This window comes from Bradyrhizobium canariense, from assembly GCF_019402665.1.
Taxonomy (GTDB): Bacteria; Pseudomonadota; Alphaproteobacteria; order Rhizobiales; family Xanthobacteraceae; genus Bradyrhizobium; species Bradyrhizobium canariense.
The window spans coordinates 46,471-68,711 of the sequence record NZ_VSST01000084.1 but is presented as its reverse complement, the minus strand read 5'-3'; the positions used below and the strand labels follow the sequence as shown (position 1 = coordinate 68,711).

General features: G+C 64.0%; 23 protein-coding genes. 14 read left to right on the top strand and 9 right to left on the bottom strand.

Translation table 11 applies throughout. The annotated features are described in order from the left end of the window. Positions 1-39 precede the first annotated feature (39 nt). Entirely contained in the window at positions 40-918 is an 879-nt protein-coding gene (locus FXB41_RS35295; RefSeq protein ID WP_007602248.1) for a sulfurtransferase, read from the top strand. Positions 919-924: 6 nt separating this feature from the next. Here FXB41_RS35295 and FXB41_RS35290 read toward each other — a convergent pair whose 3' ends face one another. After that, positions 925-2,853 carry a sigma 54-interacting transcriptional regulator gene (locus FXB41_RS35290; RefSeq protein ID WP_219684996.1) on the bottom strand — a complete coding sequence of 643 codons (1,929 nt, stop codon included), beginning with the start codon at positions 2,851-2,853 and terminating at the stop codon, positions 925-927. A gap of 159 nt (positions 2,854-3,012) precedes the next feature. On the opposite strand from FXB41_RS35290, the gene FXB41_RS35285 reads away from it, so the two are divergent. The 4 genes from FXB41_RS35285 (at position 3,013) to cynS (ending at position 6,828) form a co-directional block, all read left to right on the top strand. Further along, entirely contained in the window at positions 3,013-4,392 is a 1,380-nt protein-coding gene (locus tag FXB41_RS35285; protein ID WP_219684995.1) for a CmpA/NrtA family ABC transporter substrate-binding protein, read from the top strand. 166 nt (positions 4,393-4,558) lie between these two features. Then, complete coding sequence (ntrB, locus tag FXB41_RS35280; RefSeq protein WP_219684994.1) at positions 4,559-5,401, top strand: nitrate ABC transporter permease; 843 nt, start codon at positions 4,559-4,561, stop codon at positions 5,399-5,401. A gap of 4 nt (positions 5,402-5,405) precedes the next feature. After that, the gene (locus tag FXB41_RS35275; protein WP_219684993.1) at positions 5,406-6,329 is read left to right on the top strand and encodes an ABC transporter ATP-binding protein; all 924 of its coding nucleotides are present in this window, start codon (positions 5,406-5,408) and stop codon (positions 6,327-6,329) included. A gap of 16 nt (positions 6,330-6,345) precedes the next feature. Continuing rightward, on the top strand, positions 6,346-6,828 hold the full coding sequence (gene cynS, locus FXB41_RS35270) for a cyanase (protein ID WP_219684992.1): 483 nt from the start codon (positions 6,346-6,348) through the stop codon (positions 6,826-6,828). A 115-nt stretch (positions 6,829-6,943) separates the two neighbouring features. Here the strand turns inward: cynS and FXB41_RS35265 are convergent, their stop codons facing one another. Further along, positions 6,944-7,267, bottom strand: coding sequence for a DUF1476 domain-containing protein (locus tag FXB41_RS35265; protein WP_219684991.1), 324 nt, complete (start codon positions 7,265-7,267; stop codon positions 6,944-6,946). Positions 7,268-7,576: 309 nt separating this feature from the next. On the opposite strand from FXB41_RS35265, the gene purC reads away from it, so the two are divergent. Both purC and purS read left to right on the top strand, forming a co-directional pair. Continuing rightward, positions 7,577-8,344 carry a phosphoribosylaminoimidazolesuccinocarboxamide synthase gene (purC, locus tag FXB41_RS35260; RefSeq protein WP_171944915.1) on the top strand — a complete coding sequence of 256 codons (768 nt, stop codon included), beginning with the start codon at positions 7,577-7,579 and terminating at the stop codon, positions 8,342-8,344. Positions 8,345-8,356: 12 nt separating this feature from the next. Next, positions 8,357-8,599, top strand: a complete 243-nt coding sequence (gene purS, locus FXB41_RS35255) for a phosphoribosylformylglycinamidine synthase subunit PurS (protein WP_007602264.1) — start codon at positions 8,357-8,359, stop codon at positions 8,597-8,599. Positions 8,600-8,609: 10 nt separating this feature from the next. On the opposite strand, the gene FXB41_RS35250 is transcribed toward purS, so the two are convergent. Next, a complete protein-coding gene (locus tag FXB41_RS35250) occupies positions 8,610-9,626 on the bottom strand; it encodes a magnesium and cobalt transport protein CorA (protein WP_219684990.1) in 1,017 nt (338 codons plus the stop codon). A gap of 164 nt (positions 9,627-9,790) precedes the next feature. On the opposite strand from FXB41_RS35250, the gene purQ reads away from it, so the two are divergent. Beyond that, complete coding sequence (gene purQ / locus FXB41_RS35245; RefSeq protein WP_219684989.1) at positions 9,791-10,492, top strand: phosphoribosylformylglycinamidine synthase subunit PurQ; 702 nt, start codon at positions 9,791-9,793, stop codon at positions 10,490-10,492. Further along, positions 10,489-11,460: a tripartite tricarboxylate transporter substrate binding protein BugD gene (locus FXB41_RS35240; RefSeq protein WP_219684988.1), complete on the top strand. Its 972-nt coding sequence runs from the start codon at positions 10,489-10,491 to the stop codon at positions 11,458-11,460. The genes purQ and FXB41_RS35240 overlap by 4 nt, the downstream gene beginning before the upstream one ends. Before the next feature lie 3 nt (positions 11,461-11,463). Here FXB41_RS35240 and FXB41_RS35235 read toward each other — a convergent pair whose 3' ends face one another. Further along, the gene (locus tag FXB41_RS35235) at positions 11,464-12,420 is read right to left on the bottom strand and encodes a DMT family transporter (protein WP_219684987.1); all 957 of its coding nucleotides are present in this window, start codon (positions 12,418-12,420) and stop codon (positions 11,464-11,466) included. Between the two features lie 74 nt (positions 12,421-12,494). Beyond that, positions 12,495-12,974, bottom strand: coding sequence for a PaaI family thioesterase (locus tag FXB41_RS35230; RefSeq protein ID WP_007602274.1), 480 nt, complete (start codon positions 12,972-12,974; stop codon positions 12,495-12,497). 183 nt (positions 12,975-13,157) lie between these two features. On the opposite strand from FXB41_RS35230, the gene purL reads away from it, so the two are divergent. After that, complete coding sequence (purL, locus tag FXB41_RS35225; protein WP_219684986.1) at positions 13,158-15,368, top strand: phosphoribosylformylglycinamidine synthase subunit PurL; 2,211 nt, start codon at positions 13,158-13,160, stop codon at positions 15,366-15,368. 100 nt (positions 15,369-15,468) lie between these two features. Here purL and FXB41_RS35220 read toward each other — a convergent pair whose 3' ends face one another. Continuing rightward, positions 15,469-16,647, bottom strand: a complete 1,179-nt coding sequence (locus tag FXB41_RS35220) for an acyltransferase family protein (protein WP_219685071.1) — start codon at positions 16,645-16,647, stop codon at positions 15,469-15,471. Positions 16,648-16,836: 189 nt separating this feature from the next. Between FXB41_RS35220 and FXB41_RS35215 the strand changes: the two genes are divergently transcribed. Beyond that, positions 16,837-17,010, top strand: a complete 174-nt coding sequence (locus FXB41_RS35215) for a DUF1328 domain-containing protein (protein ID WP_007602280.1) — start codon at positions 16,837-16,839, stop codon at positions 17,008-17,010. A gap of 132 nt (positions 17,011-17,142) precedes the next feature. Here the strand turns inward: FXB41_RS35215 and FXB41_RS35210 are convergent, their stop codons facing one another. Next, complete coding sequence (locus tag FXB41_RS35210; RefSeq protein WP_219684985.1) at positions 17,143-17,502, bottom strand: DUF427 domain-containing protein; 360 nt, start codon at positions 17,500-17,502, stop codon at positions 17,143-17,145. Between the two features lie 211 nt (positions 17,503-17,713). On the opposite strand from FXB41_RS35210, the gene FXB41_RS35205 reads away from it, so the two are divergent. Further along, positions 17,714-17,950, top strand: coding sequence for a BolA/IbaG family iron-sulfur metabolism protein (locus tag FXB41_RS35205; RefSeq protein ID WP_007602284.1), 237 nt, complete (start codon positions 17,714-17,716; stop codon positions 17,948-17,950). 24 nt (positions 17,951-17,974) lie between these two features. Next, positions 17,975-19,192 (top strand): low temperature requirement protein A, encoded by a 1,218-nt coding sequence (locus FXB41_RS35200; RefSeq protein WP_219685070.1) that lies wholly within the window; start codon positions 17,975-17,977, stop codon positions 19,190-19,192. A gap of 165 nt (positions 19,193-19,357) precedes the next feature. Here FXB41_RS35200 and egtD read toward each other — a convergent pair whose 3' ends face one another. After that, positions 19,358-20,329: an L-histidine N(alpha)-methyltransferase gene (gene egtD, locus FXB41_RS35195; RefSeq protein ID WP_007602290.1), complete on the bottom strand. Its 972-nt coding sequence runs from the start codon at positions 20,327-20,329 to the stop codon at positions 19,358-19,360. Between the two features lie 52 nt (positions 20,330-20,381). Then, complete coding sequence (gene egtB / locus FXB41_RS35190; RefSeq protein ID WP_219684984.1) at positions 20,382-21,674, bottom strand: ergothioneine biosynthesis protein EgtB; 1,293 nt, start codon at positions 21,672-21,674, stop codon at positions 20,382-20,384. Positions 21,675-21,914: 240 nt separating this feature from the next. Between egtB and grxD the strand changes: the two genes are divergently transcribed. Continuing rightward, a complete protein-coding gene (gene grxD, locus FXB41_RS35185) occupies positions 21,915-22,241 on the top strand; it encodes a Grx4 family monothiol glutaredoxin (RefSeq protein WP_007602294.1) in 327 nt (108 codons plus the stop codon).

The window sequence follows — 22,241 nt, the reverse complement described above, 5'->3', positions numbered from 1 at the left end:
GAGCCCACCCACCATCTAACCTCAACGGAGAGGCTGCCAATGACGGACGTTCTGATCTCTGCCAGCGAACTTGCCGATCTCTTGAAGACCGAGCCCTGTGTCGTGATCGACACCCGCAACCCCGACGCCTATGGCGCCGGGCACCTTCCCAATGCCGTGAACGTGCATGAGATATTCACGTTTCTTGCGACCTCGACGCCGGAGGGCATGGCCGAGCTGAAGACCAAGTTCGCCGACGCCTTTGGCGGCGCGGGCCTGTCCGGCAAGGAGACCGCCGTGATCTACGAGCAGTCGATGAACTCCGGCTTCGGCCAGTCCTGCCGCGGCTACTACCTGCTCACCATGCTCGGCTATCCCAAGATCAAGGTGCTGCATGGCGGCTTCGATGCCTGGGCGGCCGCAGGTCTTCCGGTGACGAAGGATGTGCCGGCGCCGGCGAAGGCGTCGTTCGGAATCGTGCCTGAAGCGGGCGATATCCTGATCGACGCCAAGACCATGCTGGCGGCGGTCGGCAAGCCGGGCGTCGCCATTCTCGACGTGCGCGACGTCGACGAATGGATCGGCGACAGCTCGTCTCCGTACGGGAAGGATTACTGCCCGCGCAAGGGTCGCATCCCCGGTGCGGTGTGGCTGGAATGGTATCGCATGATGAAGCCAACCGCCGAGGGCCCGCGCTTCAAGTCCAAGGACGAGATTTTGGCGGAATGCGCCACTGTCGGCATCTCGCCCTCCACGCCGGTCTATCTCTACTGCTTCAAGGGCGCGCGCGCCTCGAACACGTTCCTGGCGCTGAAAAACGCCGGCGTGAAGGACGTGCGGATGTATTTCGGCTCCTGGAACGAATGGTCGCGCGATCCGTCGCTGCCGATCGAGCAGGGATTGCCGATCGCATCGGAGGTGACGACCAAGGCGGCGTGATCGCCGCTAACCGAGGGCACGCGGACGGGGCGCGATTCCCAGCGCCTTGATCCGCGAGGCCAGCGTGGTCGGCTTGATATCCAGCATCTCGGCCGCGCCACCGGGGCCGAACACTTTTCCGGCGCAGCCCTCGAGCGCGGCCAGGATGTTGGCGCGCTCGTGATCGCGCATTTCGGATGACGTCATCACAGCGGGCCGTGCGTCAGCCTTCTGCCGCGTGGCGCCAACCGGGGCCTGCGTGCCGGAGGAGTCGGGCAGATCGATCCGCAAACGGCCGTTCTGCGACAGGATCGCAGCGCGCTCGATCACGTTCTGCAGTTCGCGGACATTGCCCGGCCAGTCATAGCGCGTCAGCCGCCGCGCATCGCCTTCCGACAAGCGCAGATTCGATTTCAGCGCCTTGCTCTCGCGGGTCAGAAAATGCTGGGCGAGCAGAGGAATGTCCTCGCGCCGTTCGCGCAGCGGCACCGTCTCGATCGGAAACACGTTGAGCCGGAAATAGAGATCCTCGCGAAAACGGCCGCGCTGCACCTCCTGCTTGAGGTCGCGGTTGGTCGCGGCGATGACGCGGACGTCGACCGCGCGGGTGCGCTCCTGGCCGACCCGCTCGAAATTGCCCTCCTGCAACACGCGCAGCAGCTTGCCTTGCAATTCGAGTGGAATCTCGCCGACCTCGTCGAGGAACAGCGTGCCGCCATCGGCGAGCTCGAAGCGGCCGATGCGGTCGCGCGTCGCGCCGGTGAAGGCGCCGCGGACATGGCCGAAGAACTCGCTCTCGAACAATTCGCGCGGGATCGCGGCGCAATTGACGCGGATCAGCGGCCGGTCGCTGCGGGTGGAATCCTCGTGAATGGCGCGCGCGATCAGCTCCTTGCCGGTGCCGGACTCGCCGGTGATCATCACCGCAGCGGTGGTCGGCGCCACCAGCTTGACCTGGCGCAGCGTTTTCTGGATCGCCTCGCTGCCACCGATGATGCCGCGCGGATTGGTCTCGATGCGGATTTCTTCCTGGAGATAGGCGTTTTCGAGCTCGAGACGTTCGCGCAGGCGATCGACTTCGGCGAGCGCGGCGTGCAGCTTCTCGTCGGCCTCGCGGCGCTGGCTGACGTCGCGAAACACCACGACGGCGCCGACCACCACGCCGCGGTCGCGGATTGGCGTGGAGGTGTATTCGACCCAGGCCGGCGAGCCGTCCTTGCGCCAGAACACCTCGCCGTCGACCTGGTGCACGGCCCCGTCGCGGAACGCCGCGTAGATCGGGCAATCATGGTTGTGATAGTGCCGCCCGTCATGGTGGGTGTGGTGCATGATGGGATGGATTTCCTTGCCGACCAGCTCCTCGGCAGTCCAGCCCAGCATCCGCTCAGCGGCGGGGTTCACGAAGGTGGTCTTTCCTTCCGCGTTGACGCCGTAAATGCCTTCGCCGGCGGCGCGCAGGATCAGTTGGTTCTCGCGCTCGATGTCCTGGAACACGCGCTCGACCCGCTGCCAGGTCGAGATGCCGCTGCGCATGTGGTCTTCAGCGGCGGCATCGACATTGCGGCGGCGGCGTGCTTCGAGATCGGTCAGGGTGAGCTGGACCAGCGTGCGCCCGTCATGGGGCAGGACGCAGCCGGCATATTCGAGCCGGAGATTTTGCCCGGTGGCATGGCGCGGGTTGAGCGCCGTGGTCCAGTAGGCGCCCTTGTGCAGCACGGCCTGGGTGAACACGGTCAGCGCCGGAAGTTCGCCGGCATGCAGCGTGCTCGGCCTGGTCTGGCGCAGCAGCGCGCGGTCGTAGCCGAGCAGGGCGCAGGCGGCGGGATTGGCATCGACGATCAGGTCGCCGAAGGGGTCGATCAGCAGCGTCGCTTCGACCGAGGATTCGAAAGCCGCGACGCGCGGATCGATGGTCGGGGCCACGTCGTCGTGGGCGAGCATTGGCGTCGTTGCCATTACGAAATCTCGTTATTCAACTACGAAATGTCGTTTATCACGAATTTTCGTAAAGACCAAGTGCAGGCGAAAGTGCTGCGTCATCAAGGCACTGGTGGGCGCGAAGGTGGTGGCATGCTCCTTGCGTAATTCTCCTCGCAACGACGCGCAGGAGGTCCGATGTCCACTTTCGACAATCCGTTTGATCCCAATCGCAACCTGCGAGCCGGCTGTGCCTGTGGTCAGCATCAATCCGCGGCGGAGCATGAGCAGGCCACCGCGTTGCGCTGTGATCCCGTCGAGAGCGAGGAGAAGCGCTACGAGGGCGTGGTCGCCTCTGCCGTGATGCGCGCGATGTTTCCGCAGGACCTGGCGCGGCGAGCATTCCTGAAGTCGGTCGGGGCCTCCACCGCGCTGGCCGCGCTGTCGCAGTTCTTCCCGCTTCAGACCGCGACCGAGGTTTTTGCGCAGGCCGGCACGCCGGAAAAGAAGGATCTCAAGGTCGGCTTCATCCCGATCACCTGCGCCACGCCAATCATCATGGCGGCGCCGCTGGGCTTCTATGCCAAGCACGGCCTCAACGTCGACGTGGTCAAGACCGCCGGCTGGGCCGTGATCCGCGACAAGACCATCAACAAGGAATACGACGCCGCGCACATGCTGGCGCCGATGCCGCTCGCGATCTCGCTTGGCCTAGGTGCCAACGCGATTCCGTTTGCCGTGCCCGCGATCGAGAACATCAACGGGCAGGGCATCGTGCTGGCGAGCAAGCACAAGGACAAGCGCGACCCGAAGGATTGGAAGGGCATGAAATTCGCCATCCCCTTCGACTATTCCATGCACAATTATCTGCTGCGCTACTATCTCGCCGAACACGGGATCGACCCCGACACCGATGTGCAGCTGCGTTCGGTACCGCCGCCGGAAATGGTGGCAAACCTGCGCGCCGACAACATCGACGGCTTCCTCGCGCCCGACAATATCTGCCAGCGCGCGATCTATGACGGCGTCGGCTTCATGCATCTCTTGTCCAAGGAAATCTGGGACGGCCATCCCTGCTGCAGCTTCGCGGCCAGCCGCGAGTTCATCACGACGGCGCCGAACAGCTTTGCCGCGCTGACGCGCGCGATCGTCGATGCCACGGCCTATGCGTCGAAGGCGGAGAACCGCAAGCAGATCGCGGAAGCCATCGCGCCGGCGAACTACATCAACGCGCCGGTCACGGTGCTGGAACAGGTCTTGACCGGCACCTATGCCGACGGCCTCGGCGGCGTGAAGACGGACGAAAAGCGCGTCGATTTCGACCCGTTCCCCTGGCAGTCCTTCGCGGTGTGGATGCTGACGCAGATGAAGCGCTGGGGCCAGATCAAGGGCGACGTCGACTACAAGGCGGTCGCCGAGCAGGTCTATCTCGCCACCGACACCAGGAAGCTGATGACCGAGATGGGCCTGGCGCCGCCGGCCGGCAGCTACAAATCGTTCGCGGTGATGGGCAAGACTTTCGATCCGGCCAAGCCCGAGGATTATTTGGCGGGCTTCAAGATCAGGAAGGCGTCGTGAGCGGCCGCGCTGTCTTTTCACCTCGCCCCGCTTGCGGGGAGAGGTCGGATTGCATCGTTAGATGCAATCCGGGTGAGGGGGACTCTCCGCGAGTTCGTCTCTCACCGAATATGTGGAAGCATGCCCCTCACCCCGACCCTCTCCCCGTAAGAACGGGGAGAGGGAGATGACCACCGCCTCCCTCCGTATCCGCGCCGGCCTGGTCTCGATCGTGCTGCTCGTCGCGTTCCTCGGCGTCTGGCATCTCGCCGTGCGCTCGACGGCGCCGGTGGCCACGATGAGCGCGGAATACGCCAAGCTGATGGGCCTGACCGCGACCCAGGGCAAATCAGCCATGCCCGGGCCGCTCGATGTCGGCGCAAAACTCTGGGAGCATGTGAGGAGGCCGTTCTACGACAACGGGCCGAACGACAAGGGGCTCGGCATCCAGCTCGGCTACTCGATCGCGCGCGTCGGCACCGGCTATCTGCTTGCCGTGCTCGTCGCCATCCCGCTCGGCTTCCTGATCGGCATGTCGCCGCTGCTAAGTCAGGCGCTCGATCCCTTCATCCAAGTGCTGAAGCCGATCTCGCCGCTCGCGTGGATGCCGCTCGCGCTCTACACTATCAAGGATTCCTCGATCTCCGCGATCTTCGTCATCTTCATCTGCTCGATCTGGCCGATGCTGCTCAACACCGTGTTCGGGGTCGCGAGCGTACGCAAGGAATGGATCAACGTCGCGCGAACGCTCGAGGTCGGCACGATCAGGCGCGCCTTCACCGTGATCCTCCCGGCGGCAGCACCGACGATCCTGACCGGCATGCGCATCTCGATCGGCATTGCGTGGCTGGTGATCGTCGCGGCCGAAATGCTGGTCGGCGGCACCGGCATTGGCTATTTCGTCTGGAACGAGTGGAACAACCTCTCGATCACCAACGTCATCATCGCGATCCTGCTGATCGGGGTCGTCGGCATGCTGCTCGACCAAATCCTTGCGCGTTTCACGCGCATGGTCACGTTTCCGGAGTAGGGCCGTGACCGAAAAATTCATCTCCATCGAAGCCATCGCAAAGCGCTATCCGGGCGCGGACGGCGCGACGACGGCGGTCTTCGAGAATCTCTGGCTGTCGATGGCGCGCGGCGAGTTCTGCTGTGTGATCGGCCATTCCGGCTGCGGCAAGACAACGGTGCTCAACATCCTCGCCGGCCTCGATGCGCCGAGCGAAGGCGCGGTCATCGTCGACGGACAGGCCATTTCAGGCACCAGCCTCGATCGCGCCGTGATCTTCCAGAGCCATGCGCTGCTGCCCTGGCGCACCGTGCTCGGCAACGTTGCCTACGCCGTGAGCTCGAAATGGCGGAGCTGGGATCGCGCCAAGGTGAAGGCGCATGCGCAGACATTTATCGATCTCGTCGGCCTGACGGGTTCGGAACACAAGCGACCTTCCGAGCTTTCCGGCGGCATGAAGCAGCGCGTCGGCATCGCGCGTGCGCTCTCCATTACGCCAAAGATGATGCTGATGGACGAGCCGTTCTCGGCACTCGACGCGCTGACGCGCGGCACGCTGCAGGACGAGGTGCGGCGCATCTGTCTGGAGACCGGGCAGACCGCGTTCATGATTACCCATGACGTCGACGAGGCGATCTATCTCGCCGACAAGATATTCCTGATGACCAACGGTCCCGGCGCGGTGCTGGCCGAAGTGGTCGTGAACCCACTGCCGAGGGACCGCGGCCGCACCGATTTGCACCGCCACCCGTTGTACTACGCGCTGCGCAACCACATCGTTGATTTCCTGGTGACGCGCAGCAAGACTTTCGCGGCCGAGACGCCCGCTCACGATCCGCGCAATGTGCCGGTGGTGCATATCGGCAAGCCCGGACTGACCGTCGCGTCCAGTGGAGACGAGCAACGACAGACCTGGATACCCGGGACGAGTCCCGGGCTGACTGCTTGAAAAAGGAGACCCTGACATGAAACGCGAAGACCTCACCGAGAAGCTGCTCGACATCAAGCGCGAGAAGGGCTGGACCTGGAAACATATTTGCGAGCAGATCGGCGGCTATTCCGAGGTGCTGATAACAGGCGCGATCCTCGGCCAAATGAAATTGACCAAGCCGCAGGCCGCGAACGCCGCTGAACTGTTCGGCCTGACGAAGGCCGAGACCACGATGCTGAACGAGACGCCGATGCGCGGCATGCCGATGCCGCCGACCGATCCCTTGATCTACCGCTTCTACGAGCTGGTCATGGTCAACGGTCCGGCCTGGAAGGCGCTGATCGAGGAGGAGTACGGCGACGGCATCATGTCGGCGATCGATTTCGACATGGTGATGGAGCGCCTGCCCAATCCGAAGGGCGACCGCGTCAAGATCACCATGAGCGGCAAATTCCTGCCGTATAAATATTACGGCGCCAGCGGCAACGTGCCGGAGTATGGATTCAAGGAGGGGTGATCGATCCCTCCGTCATTCCGGACGCCGCGATAGCGGCGATCCGGAATCTCGAGATTCCGGGTTCGGTCCTGCGGACCGCCCCGGAATGACAGTGCGTGCGGATGCCGCTTTCGCCTTATTTCCCGGCCTTCACCTCGGCCGCCGCCACCGCGATCAACTCGTTCATCTTGGCCCGAATCGCCTGTTCGGTGATGGCGACGTTCTTCGCGGCGAAATCGGCCATGACCTTGCCCAGGACGTCGGCGTCACCGGCTTCCTCGAAATCGGCCGCGACCACCTCCTTGGCATAGGCCGTGGCGGCATCGCCGGTAATGCCGAGCTTTTCGGCCGCCCACAGCCCGAGCAGGCGGTTGCGGCGGGCTTCCGCCTTGAATTTCTGCTCCTCGTCGAGGGCGAACTTCTTCTCGAAGCCTTCCTCGCGCTTGTCCAACGTGCTCATGCCTTTTCCAATTCCCTGCTGACTGGACCCGGCCGGCCCTCGTTGCGAGAGCCCCGGTGCATGCCTAGATAGGGGGCACGAATCGGCAAAACAACGAGCCGTTAAGCCGCAGGCAAGACGGTATAAGTTTGATGCCGGACGGCCGGATCGATTGTGCTGGGACAGCCAATCGGATAGGTTGCCTAGGGCTGGGTTCCCGTTCTGTTTCTAGGGGTTCCGGGCCGTTCACGGCAGCTCCGCTGTGGGTCGTAGTCTCGTCAACCGGAGCACACCAGATACATGGATTTCAACAAAACACGGTACATCCCCATGAGCCGTCGGCGTCGCATTTATGAAGGCAAGGCAAAGGTTCTTTACGAAGGCCCGGAGCCCGGTACCCTGATCCAGCACTTCAAGGACGACGCCACCGCGTTCAATGCGAAAAAGCATCAGGTGATCGAGGGCAAGGGTGTCCTCAACAACCGGATCTCGGAGTACCTGTTTCAGCACCTCAACGACATCGGGGTGCCGACCCATTTCATCCGCCGCCTCAACATGCGCGAGCAGTTGATTCGCGAAGTCGAGATCGTGCCGCTCGAAGTGGTGGTGCGGAACGTTGCCGCCGGTTCGCTGTCGCAGCGCCTCGGCATCGAGGAGGGCACGCAGCTGCCCCGTTCGATCATCGAGTTCTACTACAAGAACGACCAGCTCAACGACCCCATGGTGTCGGAAGAGCACATCACCGCTTTCGGCTGGGCGACACCGCAGGAGATCGACGACATCATGGCGCTTGCCATCCGTGTCAACGACTTCCTCACCGGTCTCTTCCTCGGCATCGGCATCCGCCTCGTCGACTTCAAGATGGAGTGCGGCCGACTGTTCGAGAACGACATGATGCGGATCATCGTCGCCGACGAGATCTCGCCGGATAGCTGCCGTCTGTGGGACATCAAGTCGAACGAGAAGCTCGACAAGGACCGTTTCCGCAGGGATCTCGGTGGGCTGCTCGAGGCCTATACCGAAGTCGCCAAGCGTCTCGGCATCCTCATGGAGAACGAGCGTCCGGCGGGCTCCGGCCCGGTGCTGGTGAAGAGCTAAGAGGAATCTGACGTGAAGGCACGTGTTACCGTGACGTTGAAAACGGGCATCCTCGATCCGCAGGGCAAGGCGATCGAGGGTGCGTTGAAGTCGCTCGGCGTCGACGGCGTCGCCAGCGTCCGCCAGGGCAAGGTGTTCGACATCGAGCTCGCCGGCGCGGACAAGGCGAAAGCGGAGGCGGCGTTGAAGGACGCCGCCGACAAGCTGCTGGCGAACACCGTGATCGAGAATTATCGGGTCGAGCTGATCGGGTGAACGGGATGGCTCACAGCCACCCGACCCGACGAAAACGCCAGTACAGCGCCCCGCACGAGACTAGCATCACGCCGAGCAGCGTGTAATAGCCGTACTCCCAGTCCAGCTCCGGCATGTGCTTGAAGTTCATGCCGTAGATGCCGGCGAGCGCGGTCGGGATCGCGATGATCGCGAGCCACGAGGCGAGCTTCTTGGAGACCGCCGTCTCCTGGGCCTGGCCGACCAGCAGGCTCGCTTCGAAGGCGAACGCCAGCACCTCGCGCATCGAATCGATCCGCTCCTGGATGTTGCGGACGTGGTCGGTGACGTCGCGGAACAGCGGCTGCATCGTCGCGCGCACCATCGCCAGCTCGTCGTGCTCGAGCCGGCGGCAGACCTCGACCAGAGGGCCGATCGCGGTCCGGAGCCGCAAGAGGTCGCGGCGCAGCATGTAGAGCCGTTCGATCTGCGCCTTGCTGATCGACTTGGAGAGCACGTCATCCTCGATGCTCTCGACCTCTTCGTGAATGCTCTCGAGCACGGGCGAGTAGTTGTCGACGATGAAATCGAGAATGGCGTAGAGGATGTAGTCCTCGCCGCGCGCGAGCGCTCGCGGGCAGCTTTCGCAGCGTTCGCGCACCGGCGTGTAGGACGTCGACGCACCGTGGCGCACCGAGACCAGATAGCCTTCGCCGACGAAGATGTGCGTCTCGCCGAAGGCGATCCGGCCCTCGATCAGTTGCGCCGTGCGCGCCACGATGAACAGGGCCTCGCCATATTGCTCGATCTTCGGTCGCTGATGGGCATGGTTGGCGTCCTCGATGGCGAGCTCGTGCAGGTCGAACTGCTTCTGCACCGCGCTGAGCAGCGCCATGTCGGGCTCGTGCAGCCCGATCCAGACCACGTGGCCGGGCTTCGCCCGCCAGCTCGAGGCTTCGCTGATGGCGATATTGGCGACGCGCCGGCCGTCGACATAGGCACCGGCGGCGATGACGCCCTCGGTGGACACCGGCTCGGAGAGGGATGCGGGCAGCGAGGGGACATTCATGGCTTTGATCCCGGGCGAATCGATCGGCCGAATGGCGGGCTATGGCCTGTGCACAACGCTCGCGGGCAAGGCTAGCACTGGTAAAATCCCCGTCAAATGGTTATGTCTGCTGCCGATTTGGCAGCCGTGCCAGCCCCATTCAATCCTCGTTCGGAACCTCTGCCATGAAAGCCGCCATCCTCGTCTTTCCCGGAATCAACCGCGAGCGCGACATGGCGCGTGCCTTGAGGCTGATCTCGGGCAGCGAGCCCACAATGGTCTGGCATGCCGAGACGTCGCTACCTGATGGTACCGACCTCGTGGTGGTGCCCGGCGGGTTCTCCTATGGCGATTACCTGCGCTGCGGCGCGATTGCGGCGCGGGCGCCGGTGATGGACGCGGTGCGCGATTATGCGGCCAAGGGCGGCCTCGTGCTCGGCGTCTGCAACGGATTTCAGATCCTCTGCGAGTCCGGTCTCTTGCCCGGCGTCCTGATGCGCAATGCGCGGCTGAAATTCATCTGCCACGACGTGCATCTCCGCGTCGAGCGCTCCGACACGCCGTTCACGCGCGGCTACAATGCGGGGCAGGTGATCCGCGTGCCCATCGCGCATGGTGAGGGCAATTATGCGGCGGACGCGGAGACTATCAAGCGGCTCGAAGGCGAGGGTCGCGTGCTGTACCGCTACTGCTCGGCCGACGGCACGATCGACGATGTCAGCAACATCAATGGCGCCGCGCAATCCATCGCCGGCATCGTGAACGACAAGGGCAACGTGCTCGGCATGATGCCGCATCCGGAAAACCACGTCGAAGACATCATGGGCTGCACCGACGGCCGCGGTCTGTTCGCTGGCCTCACCGCGCATCTGGAAAAAGCCGCGTGATTGCGTTCGTGCTGAAGCGGCTGCCGGCCGCTGTCGCCGTCGTTGCGTTCGCGACAGCCGCGCTCGCGCAGGATTTCCCCAAGCGTCCCGTCACCATGATCGTGCCGTTCGCGGCTGGCGGCACCTCCGACGTGATCGCGCGCACCGTTGCCGAGCAGATGGGCATCGCGCTCGGCCAGACCATCGTGATCGAGAACGTCGCCGGCGCCGGCGGATCGACCGCACTGGCGCGTGCCTCCCGCGCCGAGCCCGACGGCTACACCATTGCGATCGGCAATGCCGGTACCAACGCCGCGACTTATACGATCTATCCAAAACTGCCGTTCACGCCGGACTCCTTCGTGCCGATCGCCATGGTGGCGAAGACGTTCGGCATCATCGCCGTGCGCAAAGATTTTCCGGCAAAGGACCTGAAGGAGTTCATCGCCTACGCCAAGGCCAATCCGGGCAAGATCAATCTCGGCCATGCCGGCGTCGGCTCTTCGAATTACCTGATCTGCAAGAGCTTCGTCACAGCCGCCGGGATCGACGCGACGCTGGTCGGCTATCGCGGCGCCGCGCCCGCGCTCACCGACGCGATCGGCGGCCAGATCGACGGCGTCTGCGATGCGGCAGCCTCCGTCTCGCAGTCGATCAACGAGAAGCTGGCGCGCGGGCTCGTGGTCGGCTCGACCGTCCGGCTCGCCACAGTGCCCGACCTGCCGACGTCAGCCGAAGCCGGCCTGCCCGAATTCGAAGCGCAGGGCTGGAACGGCCTGTTCGCGCCCAAGGGCACCCCGCCGGCGGTCATCGCCAAGCTGAATGCCGCCGCGCGTACGGCCGTGGAAACCGACGCGGTGAAGAAACGGTTCGCCGATCTTTCGACCGTGGCACCCGATCCCGACGAGCACACGCCCGAGGTGCTTCAGAAGCTCGTGACGCGCGACGTCGAGAAGTATCGCAAGATGCTGGCGGACGACGCCAAGTAATAGCTAGCGTCGTTTCAGCCGTTCCGTCGGCACCGTCATCGCGGCGACGCCCGCCATGACCAGCACCAGGCCCAGCGCCAGGTTCGAGGGCACGCTCTCGCCGAGCAGCAGCACTGAGAGGCCGACGCCGATCGGGATGCGCAAATAGCCTTGCGCGTTCGTGGTCAGCGTGCCGAGCCGTCCCAGGCACATGTAGAACAGCATCAGCCCCAGGGCGCTGGAGACGATGCCCATGACGATGGTGGCTGTGATCGCGGTCGGCGTCGGGTGCAACGTCCAGGGCTGGTCGATGATCAGTGAAGGCGGCAGCAGCACGAGGCCGCCGAACAGCAGCGAGCCGGCCGCCACCACCATCGGATCGTATTCGGACAGCCGCAGGCCGAAGATCGTGGCGCAGGCGAACGAGATGGTGGCGAGCAGGATGGCGATCTCCGCCACGATCTCGCTCCCGAAGCCGCGCAGCGCATCAAGGCCGACGATGACGATGGTATCGGCAAGGCCGAGAATCGCGCCCAACAGCTTCAGCAGCGTTGCCGGCTCGTGGCGCGTGATCAGCGAGGTGATCAGGAAGGCGAAGATCGGCGTGGTCGAGGCCAGCACCACCGTGTTCGCGGCCGGCACATAGAGCTGCGACCAGGTGATGATCAGGAACGGAAAGGTCGAGTTGATCAATTGCTGGGTCGCGAACAGCTTCCAGGCCTTCGCGTCGGTCGGAATCCTGACGCCGCGCATCCACAGGATCGCGAACAGGAAGGCGGCCGCGATCAGCGAGCGCGCCGAGATGAAGGTCACGGGCGGGATCGTATCCAGCGCGAGCTTGGCCAGCGGATAGGTTGAGCTCCAGCAGCAGGCCAGCGCGACCAGCAGCGCATAGTCACGCCAGTTGCGCGCGCTGGTGGCGGGCATGGACGGCAGCGGCGAGGCCGAGGCGCGACCCGTCGGCGGTGTGCTCTGCGGCACCTTGGTGTTGCTCCCGGCGCGACAGCGCTGGACCGAAGTCTGGGCGACGGGGCGCCAAAAGGGAAGGCGGCGAGCTATGCGTTTGGCTGTGGTGCCGGCTTCCGCTTCACCCGCTTGATCGTGCCGGAGAAGGTGAACAGGGGCCGCCCGCCTGATGTCAGCTTGCCGCGCAGGAAGATCAACGAGCCGCCGGCGCGGGAGACCTCGCCGACGCATTCGATCAGCTCGCCTTCGCGTGCCGCGTCGAGGAAGTCGCAGGCGAAATTGGTGGTCACGGCCGGCCCATCCAGCTCGTGGGTGGCGATCGCGAACAGGCAATAGTCGGAGAATGCCATGAAGCAGCCGCCATGGACGTTTCCGGAGCCGTTGAGGTGCTTCTTCTCGACCCGGAACGCCGAGCGGACGCTGCCGTCGTCCTCGATCCTGTGCCAGAACGGGCCGATATGGCTCTCAAAACTGTCGCGAATCCAGGTTCGCCAGCCCTGGAATTCCCCATCGGTGGCGACGTGGAGGTCGGGGCGGCGGGGCGGGGGCGCTTTGGTCAATTCGTGCAAGGAAATGGGCCTTCAATTGCGAGTCGTTTGCCCTTAAATCCGATCTGTCCACGCTGTGCAATTCCTGTTCCCGCAGCCCCCGGCCGCAAAACGTGGGACAGCGGGAAAATGCGCCATAAAGGGCTTTTCCAAGCCGTCCGATGTTCCTAAGAACGGCCCACCGCCGTCGAAAGCCTCGAATCCATGAAGAACGAACCCAAGATCACTCCCGAGCTTATTGCCGCCCACGGGCTCAAGCCGGACGAGTATGAGCGCATTCTGAAGCTGATCGGGCGGGAGCCAACTTTCACCGAGCTCGGCATCTTCTCGGCGATGTGGAACGAGCACTGCTCGTACAAATCCTCGCGCCTCCATCTGAAGGGCCTGCCGACCAAGGCGCCCTGGGTGATCCAGGGCCCGGGCGAGAATGCCGGCGTGATCGACATCGGCGACGGCCAGGCCGTGGTCTTCAAGATGGAGAGCCACAACCACCCGAGCTACATCGAGCCGTACCAGGGCGCGACCACCGGCGTCGGCGGCATCTTGCGCGACGTCTTTACGATGGGCGCGCGCCCGATCGCCTGCCTCAATGCGCTGAGCTTTGGCGCACCGGAGCATGCCAGGACGCGGCATCTCGTCTCCGGCGTCGTCGCCGGGGTCGGCGGCTATGGCAATTCCTTCGGCGTGCCGACGGTCGGTGGTCAGGTCCGCTTCCACACCCGCTATGACGGCAACATTCTCGTCAACGCGATGGCGGTCGGCCTCGTCGACACCGACAAGATCTTCTATGCCGCCGCCTCCGGCGTGAACATGCCGATCGTCTATCTCGGCTCCAAGACCGGCCGCGACGGCATCCACGGCGCCTCGATGGCCTCGGCCGAGTTCGACGACAAGTCCGAAGAGAAGCGCCCGACCGTCCAGGTCGGCGATCCCTTTGCCGAAAAGCTGCTGTTAGAGGCCTGCCTCGAGATCATGGAGAAGGGCTGCGTCATCGCGATCCAGGACATGGGCGCGGCGGGTCTGACCTGTTCGGCGGTCGAGATGGGCGCCAAGGGCGATCTCGGCGTCGATCTCGATCTCGATGCGGTGCCGACGCGCGAGATCGGCATGAGCGCCTACGAGATGATGCTCTCGGAGAGTCAGGAGCGCATGCTCATGGTGCTCAAGCCCGAGAAGGAGAAAGAGGCCGAGGCGATCTTCAAGAAGTGGGGCCTCGATTTCGCCGTGGTCGGCTACACCACGCCGAGCAAGCGCTTTGTGGTCAAGCATGGCGGCGACGTCATGGCCGATTTGCCGATCAAGGAACTCGGCGACGAGGCGCCGCTCTATGACCGCCCGCATGTCCCCTCCGCCGCTTTGCCTGTCGTGCATGCGCGCGAAGTGGCGGCGCCGATGAATCTCGGTGCCGCGCTCGAAAAGCTGATCGGCACGCCCGACATGTGCAGCAAGCGCTGGGTCTGGGAGCAGTACGACCACGTCATTCTCGGCAACACCATGCAGCGTCCCGGCGGCGATGCCGCGGTGGTGCGCGTGCAGGACGGCCCGAAGGGCCTCGCGCTGACCGTCGACGTGACGCCGCGCTATTGCGAGGCCGATCCTTATCAAGGCGGCATGCAGGCCGTGGCGGAAGCCTGGCGCAACATCACTGCGGTCGGCGGCAAGCCGCTTGCGATCACCGACAATCTCAATTTCGGCAATCCCGAGCGGCCCGAGATCATGGGCCAGTTCGTCGGCTGCCTGAAGGGCATCTCGGAAGCCTGCCGCACGCTCGACTTCCCGGTCGTCTCCGGCAATGTCTCGCTCTACAACGAGACCAACGGCCGCGCGATCCTGCCGACGCCCTCCATCGGCGGCGTCGGCCTGCTCGACGACTTCACCAAGTCGGCCTCGCTCGCCTTCAAGGCCGAAGGCGAGGCGATCCTCCTGATCGGCGAAACTCACGGCTGGCTCGGTCAGTCGGTTTACCTGCGCGACATCTGCGGTCGCGAGGAGGGCGCGCCGCCGCCGGTCGATCTCGCGGCCGAGAAGCGCAACGGCGACTGCGTGCGCGGCATGATCCATGCGGGCACCGCGACCGCCGTGCACGATCTCTCCGACGGCGGTCTTCTGATCGCGCTGGCCGAGATGGCGATGGCGAGCGGCATCGGCGCCAAACTGCTGGCGGCGCCGACCGCGCTGGTGCCTCAGGCCTATTGGTTCGGTGAGGACCAGGCGCGCTATCTCGTCACCGTGCCTGAAACCGAGGCCGGCCGCGTGCTCGCCAAGATGCGCGGCTGCGAGGTGCCCTGCGTGCGGATCGGCACCACCGGCGGCGACGCCGTCGCGATCGCCGGCGAGGCGCCTGTTGCGATTGACACGCTCAGGGCATCGTTCGAGCGCTGGCTGCCGGAGTATATGGGCGGGAAAGCGGCCTGAGGAGCTGAACCGGTAGCCCGGATGAGCGAAGCGACATCCGGGTCTTTGTCGTGAGGTTTCCCGGATATCGCTACGCTCATCCGGGCTACGGTATCGTGCCTCACAACACGTGCGAGGCCCCCGGAATCTTCCGTAAGGCCGCAGTCAGTCCCCAGCTCAAGGTCACCGTGAGCACGAAGCCGATCGTGGCTTTCACGATCGCAGGCCAGCTGTAGTCGTACAGCGCGTACTGGATCCACAACGCGATCGGGTAGTGCACCAGGAAGATGCCGTAGGCATCCGCCTGCATGCGGTCGAGCAGGTTCGGGCCCGGCGACTTCTGGTGCAGGAAGAAGGCGAGGATCGCGAGCAGGATCGAGCCTGAGAACAGCACGAAGAACGTGCCGTAGACCGCCTGATACCAGTGCGGCTGCGGGTCTGGATTGCCCAGAACTTCGCGCTTGATGTAGATCATGCCCCACATCAGGCAGTAGGGGATCAGCGTGGCGATCACCCAGAGCCAGCGTTGTTTCGGCAACTGGCCGCCGGCGCTGAGGATGCCGCGATCGAAGTTCGCCGCTCCAACGCTGACGCCGATGAAGAAATAGGCGAAGTAGAGCAGGATGCGGCTCGCCTGCACCGAGAACGGCCCGAGCTCGAACCATTTGCTGCCGCCGAAATAGAGCAGCGCCGGCACGTAGGCGATTGTCGTCACGACGACGAGCAGCAGCCAGAATACGGCCGGCTGGTCGAATCCGCGTAGCGACACGCGGTTGCCCGGGTCGACCAGATGCGCGGAGACCCGGTAGAGCAAGCTCGCGGTCAGGTCGAACGCCAGCAGCACCCACACGAACCAGATCGGGCCGCTCGGCCACGGGCCAACCGTGATCGTCTTCCACCAGAACGCCGTGAAGCTCAGCCCGGGATCGTGCCGCAGCGCGATCGCGTAATAGGCGAGGGGAATCACGGTGAACGCCGCGATCGCGAACGGCAGCCCGAGCCGCAACAGGCGGTCGCGGAGAAAAACTGACGGCGCCTTGCGCGCGATGCCCGGCCAGGTGAACAGTCCTGACAGGAAGAAGAACATCGCCATGAAGAAGCTGTCGGTGGCCAGCACGACGATGTCGAAGCCGATCCAGGACGCCGGATCGGTGTGCCCGAAATAGGTGTAGGGAATGACGGCGTGGTGCAGCAGCACCACCAGCGTGAGGAAGGTGCGGGCGCGATCGAGCGACAGATTGCGCGCCTTGGCCTTCGGCACCGCGTGCGCCTCTGCTCCGATCGTCGCTGAATGTGACATCGTCATCGTGGCCGCCCCGGTCGCGCTTTCCGTCCCGGCCGGACTTTGCCGCCGGGAACCGGATTCAGCAAGGGTCGTTTGGGACGCCCGCAGGTCTCGAGACCGCTAGGAACCAGTTCCCTGCGACGAAGTTAGCGTTCGCCAAAAGGGCTTGGGACCGCGGCAAGCGGTACAATTTCGGAGCTGGCGATGACGATCCTGAAATGGGCGCTGATCTTCCTACTTGTCTCGATCGTGGCCGGCGTGCTCGGCTTCACCGGCATCTCGGCCGCTTCCGCCGACATCGCCCGCTTCCTGTTCTACGTGTTCGTCGCGATTTTCCTGGTGCTGCTGATACTCGGGCTCACGATATTCAGGGCGTAGCGGGGCTCGCGTCAGCATTCCCAGTCGTCGTGCCCGGGCCTGTCCCGGGCATCCACGTCCTTTGTATCCGCGGCAGCCAAGAACGTGGATGGCCGGGACAAGCCCGGCCATGACAGCAGGCCCTATGTGGGCTTACCCCACTTCCTCGATCTTCACCTTGTCCGGATAGAAGGCGAGATGGCCCGAAATCTCGGTCTTCGCGGGGAAGGGCGCCTCATAGGTCCAGATCGCGTTGTCCAGCGTCTTGCCGTCGGCCTTGACGCTGTAATAGCTCGCATCCCCTTTGTAGGGGCAATGTGTGACGCGGTCGGTGCGCTCCAGCAGCGCCATATTGGCGTCCTGTCGCGGCACATATTGCACCGCCGGATATTTCGCCTCTTTCAGCGTCAGCGCCTTGGTGGTCTCGGCGATCACGATGTCGCCGGCCGTGACCCGGATGCGCCGGGGATTTGGGGTGATGGTGATGGGGTGGTCGGGCCCTGGAAGCTTCATGATTTCACGCCTTTTTCGATCACTCTGCCGCGCGCGGCACTTTGTCGTGGCTTTATCCAGATCGGATCATCGATATAGTGCCGGAAGGCGTGACGTAGAAGGCCGTTCACGCTAAGTTTGGTCCCGCCGGCAAGTTTGGCTTTGCAGATCCGGACCCCGGCAGCGATTCGACGACAAGGCTGGTTGCAGCCGAGACAGGAGCACGACCCGAATGCCAATGGACGCCCACGATATCGAGGCGATGATCAAGGCGGCGATCCCCGATGCCGAGGTGACCATCCGTGACCTCGCCGGGGACGGCGATCACTATGCCGCGACCGTGATCTCGGAGACCTTCCGCGGCAAGTCCCGCGTCCAGCAGCACCAGATCGTCTATCAGTCCCTGCGCGGCCAGATGGGCGGCGTGCTGCATGCGCTGGCGCTGCAAACCGGTGTGCCGGGCGCCTGATCTGCTCGTGACGGGGGGATGACGATGGCTGCGGACAATCCGCGCGGCGCGATGTTTCGCGTCATCCTGCCGAACCAGCACAGCCGCGTCACCAATGCCGAGCTGTTTTTCGACCTCGTCTTCGTCTTCGCGATCACGCAGGTCTCGCACACATTGCTGCACCATTTCACGCCGCTCGGTGCGGTGCATGTCGCGGTGCTGTTTCTCGCGGTATGGTGGGTGTGGGTCTACACCGCCTGGGTCACCAACTGGCTCGATCCCGAACTGACGCCGGTCCGGATCCTGATCTTCCTGATGATGCTGGGCGGCCTCGTGCTGTCGACGACGATCCCGACTGCGTTTGAGGGGCGGGGCCTGTGGTTCGCGATCGCCTACGCAACGATGCAGGTCGGGCGCACAGCCTTCTGGATGTTTGCAACGCCGCGGCATCGAACTGCGGTCCGGCACAATGCGATCCGCATCCTGACGTGGCTCTCGGTCTCCGCGATCTTCTGGATTCTCGGCGGCCTCGCCCATGACGAGGCGCGGCTATGGTTCTGGATCGTGGCGCTGACGATCGAATACATCTCGCCGGCGGTCCGCTTCTGGGTGCCGAAGCTTGGCTTCTCGTCGGTCGAGGCCTGGGCCGTCGAAGGCGGCCACATGGCCGAGCGCTGCTCGCTGTTCGTCATCATCGCGCTTGGCGAGGCCGTCGTCGTCAACGGCGCGACCTTTGCCGAGCTGGACTGGACCGCGAACAACATTCTGGCCTTCGTCTCTGCGTTGGTCGGCAGCATCGCGATGTGGTGGGTCTATTTCCACAAGGGCGCCGAGGCCGGCGCCGAGCGCATCTCGAAATCCGCCGAATCCGGCCGGTTGGCGCGGCTCGCCTACACCTATCTGCACATGCCGATCGTCGCTGGCATCATCCTGACCGCGGTCTCCGACGAGCTCGTGCTGAAGCATCCGTTCGGGCAGTCCGATATCAGGATCATCGTCAGCACGATCGGCGGTCCCTTGCTGTTCCTGGTCGGCACGATCCTGTTCAAGCACGCGATCCGCGGCTTCCTCCAGCTCTCGCACGGGATCGGCATCATCGCGCTCGCGGCGCTGTCGTGGTTTGCCGCCGAGCTGTCCCCGCTATGGCTGTCGGTCGCCGCAACGGTGATCATGATCGTTGTTGCGGTATGGGAGTCGGTCTCGCTGGGATCGGCGCCGGAAGAAGCCGAGGAGCATCAGAGCACGGACCGCGGTAGCGCCTGACTTGAACGCCTCGTCCTTCGAGACGACCGCTCCGCGGTCTCCTCAGGATGAAGCTAATCAGCGCCGGTGCCCGTCGAAACTGCTGCCACGGATACCGTCCTCATCCTGAGGAGCCCGCCTAAGGCGGGCGTCTCGAAGGATGCGCCGCAGGAAACGGAGGAATTTCTACTCCGCCGCCTCCAGCGCGTGCACCGAGAACATCTTCGCGGCATCGGTCCAGCTCTCACGCACACGCCAGCCCGCGCCCTGCGCCAGCGCGGCAAAACGCTCGAGGCTGTATTTGTAGCTGTTCTCGGTGTGGATGCTCTCGCCCGCGCGGAACGAAAAGCTGGTGCCGAGCAGGCGCACGGTCTGGCTCTTCTTGCTGATCAGGTGCATCTCGATGCGGTGCCGCTCGCGATTGTAGATCGCGCGATGGGTGAAGGCGGAGAGGTCGAAATTGCCGCCGAGCTCGCGGTTGATCCGCACCAGCACATTGAGGTTGAAGCGCGCGGTGACGCCGGCGGCATCGTTATAGGCGTCGTGGAGCAGGCGCTCCTCCTTCTCGAGGTCGGCGCCGATGATCATCTGCGCACCCCGGCCCAGGATGGCGCGCGCGCTCTTCAGGAAGGCCTGCGCTTCATGCGGCTCGAAATTGCCGATGGTCGAGCCCGGGAAGAACCCGACCTTGGGCATCGTCGCCACCGCCTTGGGCAGCTCAAACGGCGTGGTGAAGTCGGCCGCCACCGGGTAGATGCCGAGTGACGGAAAATCCCGCTTCAGGCCGTTTGCCTGCGCCGTGAGGAAGTCGCCAGAGATGTCGACGGGCACATAGGCCGCGAACTTGCACTGGTTGAGCAGCAGGCGGACCTTTGTGGTCGCGCCTGCGCCGAATTCGACGAGGGCGGCGTGCTCCGGAATGATCTTTGCGATCTCGCTGCCCCGCTCCTTCAGGATCGCCAGCTCCGTGCGCGTCGGGTAATATTCCGGCAGCCGTGTGATCGCTTCGAACAATTCCGATCCGGCCGCATCATAGAAATACTTCGGCGACAGCTTTTTGGGCTGCTGCGAGAGGTCCTCGATGGCCTCGCGCGCAAAGGCGGTGGTTTGTTCGTCGGGAAGATGGGCTTCGGCCAAAGCGCTGGCGTGCACATTCATGATACTCTCCTGAACGCGCTGTCCGGCGCGCATTTGTCGTCGGATGAGAATTTTACTCGTAGTCGGCGAGCCGCAGTCCCGTGAATTGCCAGCGGTGGTGCGGATAAAAGAAGTTGCGATAGGTAATACGGCTGTGCCCCTCCGGGGTTGCAAGCGAAGAGCCGCGCAGCACCAGCTGGTTGACCATGAACTTGCCGTTGTATTCGCCGAGCGCGCCTTCGATGGCGCGATAGCCGGGGTAAGGCGAGTAGGACGATCGCGTCCACTGCCAGACGATGCCGAAGGCATCGTTGAGCTGGCCCGCGCGGGCCGCGACCTCCCACTCCATCTCGGTCGGCAGATGTTTTCCGGCCCAGCGCGCAAAGGCGTCAGCCTCGTAATAGCTGACGTGGCAGACGGGCGCGTCAGGATCGACCGGCTTGAGGCCGGCCAGCGTCATCACATGCCATTGGCCGTCGATCTCGCGCCAATGGCCGGGGGCGTCCCAGCCCTCGTTGTTGACGGCTGCAAAACCGTCCATCAGCCACAGCGTTGCGGTCCGGTAGCCGCCGTCGCGCATGAAGGCGAGCCATTCGCCATTGGTGACGAGATTGCGTGCGAGCTTGACCGGGCCGACGAGGGCGCGATGCGCCGGCTTCTCGTTGTCGAAATGAAAACTGTCATCGACGTGACCGACGGTATGGATGCCTTCGTTCAGCGTCAGCCAATCCTCACTGGCCGGCGTCGCGGCCGGGAAGCGCCAGTCCGGATCATAGGCCGGCGGAATCGGGTTCTGCGCGAAGGCGTGCAGGATGTCAGTGACCATCAATTCCTGATGCTGCTGCTCGTGATTGAGGCCGACCTCGACCAGCGGCGCGATCTCGCGAAGCTTGTCCTCGCCGGCGTCGCGGAAGAATTTCACGACGGCAGCGTCGACATATTTTCGATAGGCGCCGACCTGATCGGCGCTCGGGCGGGTGATGTCGCCGCGGTGATTGCGGGAATGGCGCGGGCCGGCGCTGACGTAATAGGAATTGAACAGGAAAGCGAAGTCAGGGTGAAAGGGCCGGTAGCCCGCACAGTGCACGCCGAGCACGAACTGCTCCCAGAACCAGGTGGTGTGCGCCCGGTGCCATTTCGTCGGGCTCGCGTCCGGCATGGACTGGATCTGCTGGTCCTCCGGCGACAGCGGTGCGGCCCGGCGCTCGGTCTCGTCGCGGACGGCGAGAAACGCGTCTTCCAGCCTCTGGGCAAGGCCGCCCAAATCGACCGACGGTGACGGAGCGGAGGCCATAGTGGAGGCTTGTTTCGTCACGTTTTTCTCCAGACAGGACAAGAGAACGTTGTTGGCGTGGTCGGGTTCCAAAACGCCGGGTTCGTCCTAGATAGGGGCTCCGTGACGGTATGAAAGTCCTCCCTGGCGATGATATTCGTGGCATCATGCAATGGGCCGGTGGTGCCGAGAGCGGTCCCTCAGGGGCCGCTCGCCGCCATTTTACTTTGGATGCACAACGGTTTGGGCTACATATATACCCAGGTATCGGGTTAGATCGGTGGAGCCAGCCCGGAGCGATTGCAGTGGGCTCCGCCCCATAAGGACACGGATATGAGCATCGAGGAATTCATCGCCAACGAAGTGAAGTCGAACGACGTGGTTCTGTTCATGAAGGGCACACCGCAATTTCCGCAGTGCGGGTTCTCCGGCCAGGTCGTCCAGATTCTCGACCACATCGGCGTCGGCTATAAGGGCCTCAACGTTCTCGAATCCGCCGAACTGCGCAACGGCATCAAGGACTATTCGAACTGGCCGACCATTCCGCAGCTCTATGTGAAGGGCGAGTTCGTCGGCGGCTGCGACATTGTCCGCGAGATGTTCCAGGCTGGTGAATTGCAGCAGCTCTTCTCCGAAAAGGGCGTCGCTGTCGCGGCCTGA

Coding starts and splice junctions, on each gene's coding strand:
- FXB41_RS35295 (WP_007602248.1), top strand. CDS start 40: ATGACGGACGTTCTGATCTCTGCCAGCGAACTTGCCGATCTCTTGAAG.
- FXB41_RS35290 (WP_219684996.1), bottom strand. CDS start 2,853: ATGGCAACGACGCCAATGCTCGCCCACGACGACGTGGCCCCGACCATC.
- FXB41_RS35285 (WP_219684995.1), top strand. CDS start 3,013: ATGTCCACTTTCGACAATCCGTTTGATCCCAATCGCAACCTGCGAGCC.
- ntrB (WP_219684994.1), top strand. CDS start 4,559: ATGACCACCGCCTCCCTCCGTATCCGCGCCGGCCTGGTCTCGATCGTG.
- cynS (WP_219684992.1), top strand. CDS start 6,346: ATGAAACGCGAAGACCTCACCGAGAAGCTGCTCGACATCAAGCGCGAG.
- FXB41_RS35265 (WP_219684991.1), bottom strand. CDS start 7,267: ATGAGCACGTTGGACAAGCGCGAGGAAGGCTTCGAGAAGAAGTTCGCC.
- purC (WP_171944915.1), top strand. CDS start 7,577: ATGAGCCGTCGGCGTCGCATTTATGAAGGCAAGGCAAAGGTTCTTTAC.
- FXB41_RS35250 (WP_219684990.1), bottom strand. CDS start 9,626: ATGAATGTCCCCTCGCTGCCCGCATCCCTCTCCGAGCCGGTGTCCACC.
- purQ (WP_219684989.1), top strand. CDS start 9,791: ATGAAAGCCGCCATCCTCGTCTTTCCCGGAATCAACCGCGAGCGCGAC.
- purL (WP_219684986.1), top strand. CDS start 13,158: ATGAAGAACGAACCCAAGATCACTCCCGAGCTTATTGCCGCCCACGGG.
- FXB41_RS35220 (WP_219685071.1), bottom strand. CDS start 16,647: ATGTCACATTCAGCGACGATCGGAGCAGAGGCGCACGCGGTGCCGAAG.
- FXB41_RS35215 (WP_007602280.1), top strand. CDS start 16,837: ATGACGATCCTGAAATGGGCGCTGATCTTCCTACTTGTCTCGATCGTG.
- FXB41_RS35210 (WP_219684985.1), bottom strand. CDS start 17,502: ATGAAGCTTCCAGGGCCCGACCACCCCATCACCATCACCCCAAATCCC.
- FXB41_RS35205 (WP_007602284.1), top strand. CDS start 17,714: ATGCCAATGGACGCCCACGATATCGAGGCGATGATCAAGGCGGCGATC.
- FXB41_RS35200 (WP_219685070.1), top strand. CDS start 17,975: ATGGCTGCGGACAATCCGCGCGGCGCGATGTTTCGCGTCATCCTGCCG.
- egtD (WP_007602290.1), bottom strand. CDS start 20,329: ATGAATGTGCACGCCAGCGCTTTGGCCGAAGCCCATCTTCCCGACGAA.
- grxD (WP_007602294.1), top strand. CDS start 21,915: ATGAGCATCGAGGAATTCATCGCCAACGAAGTGAAGTCGAACGACGTG.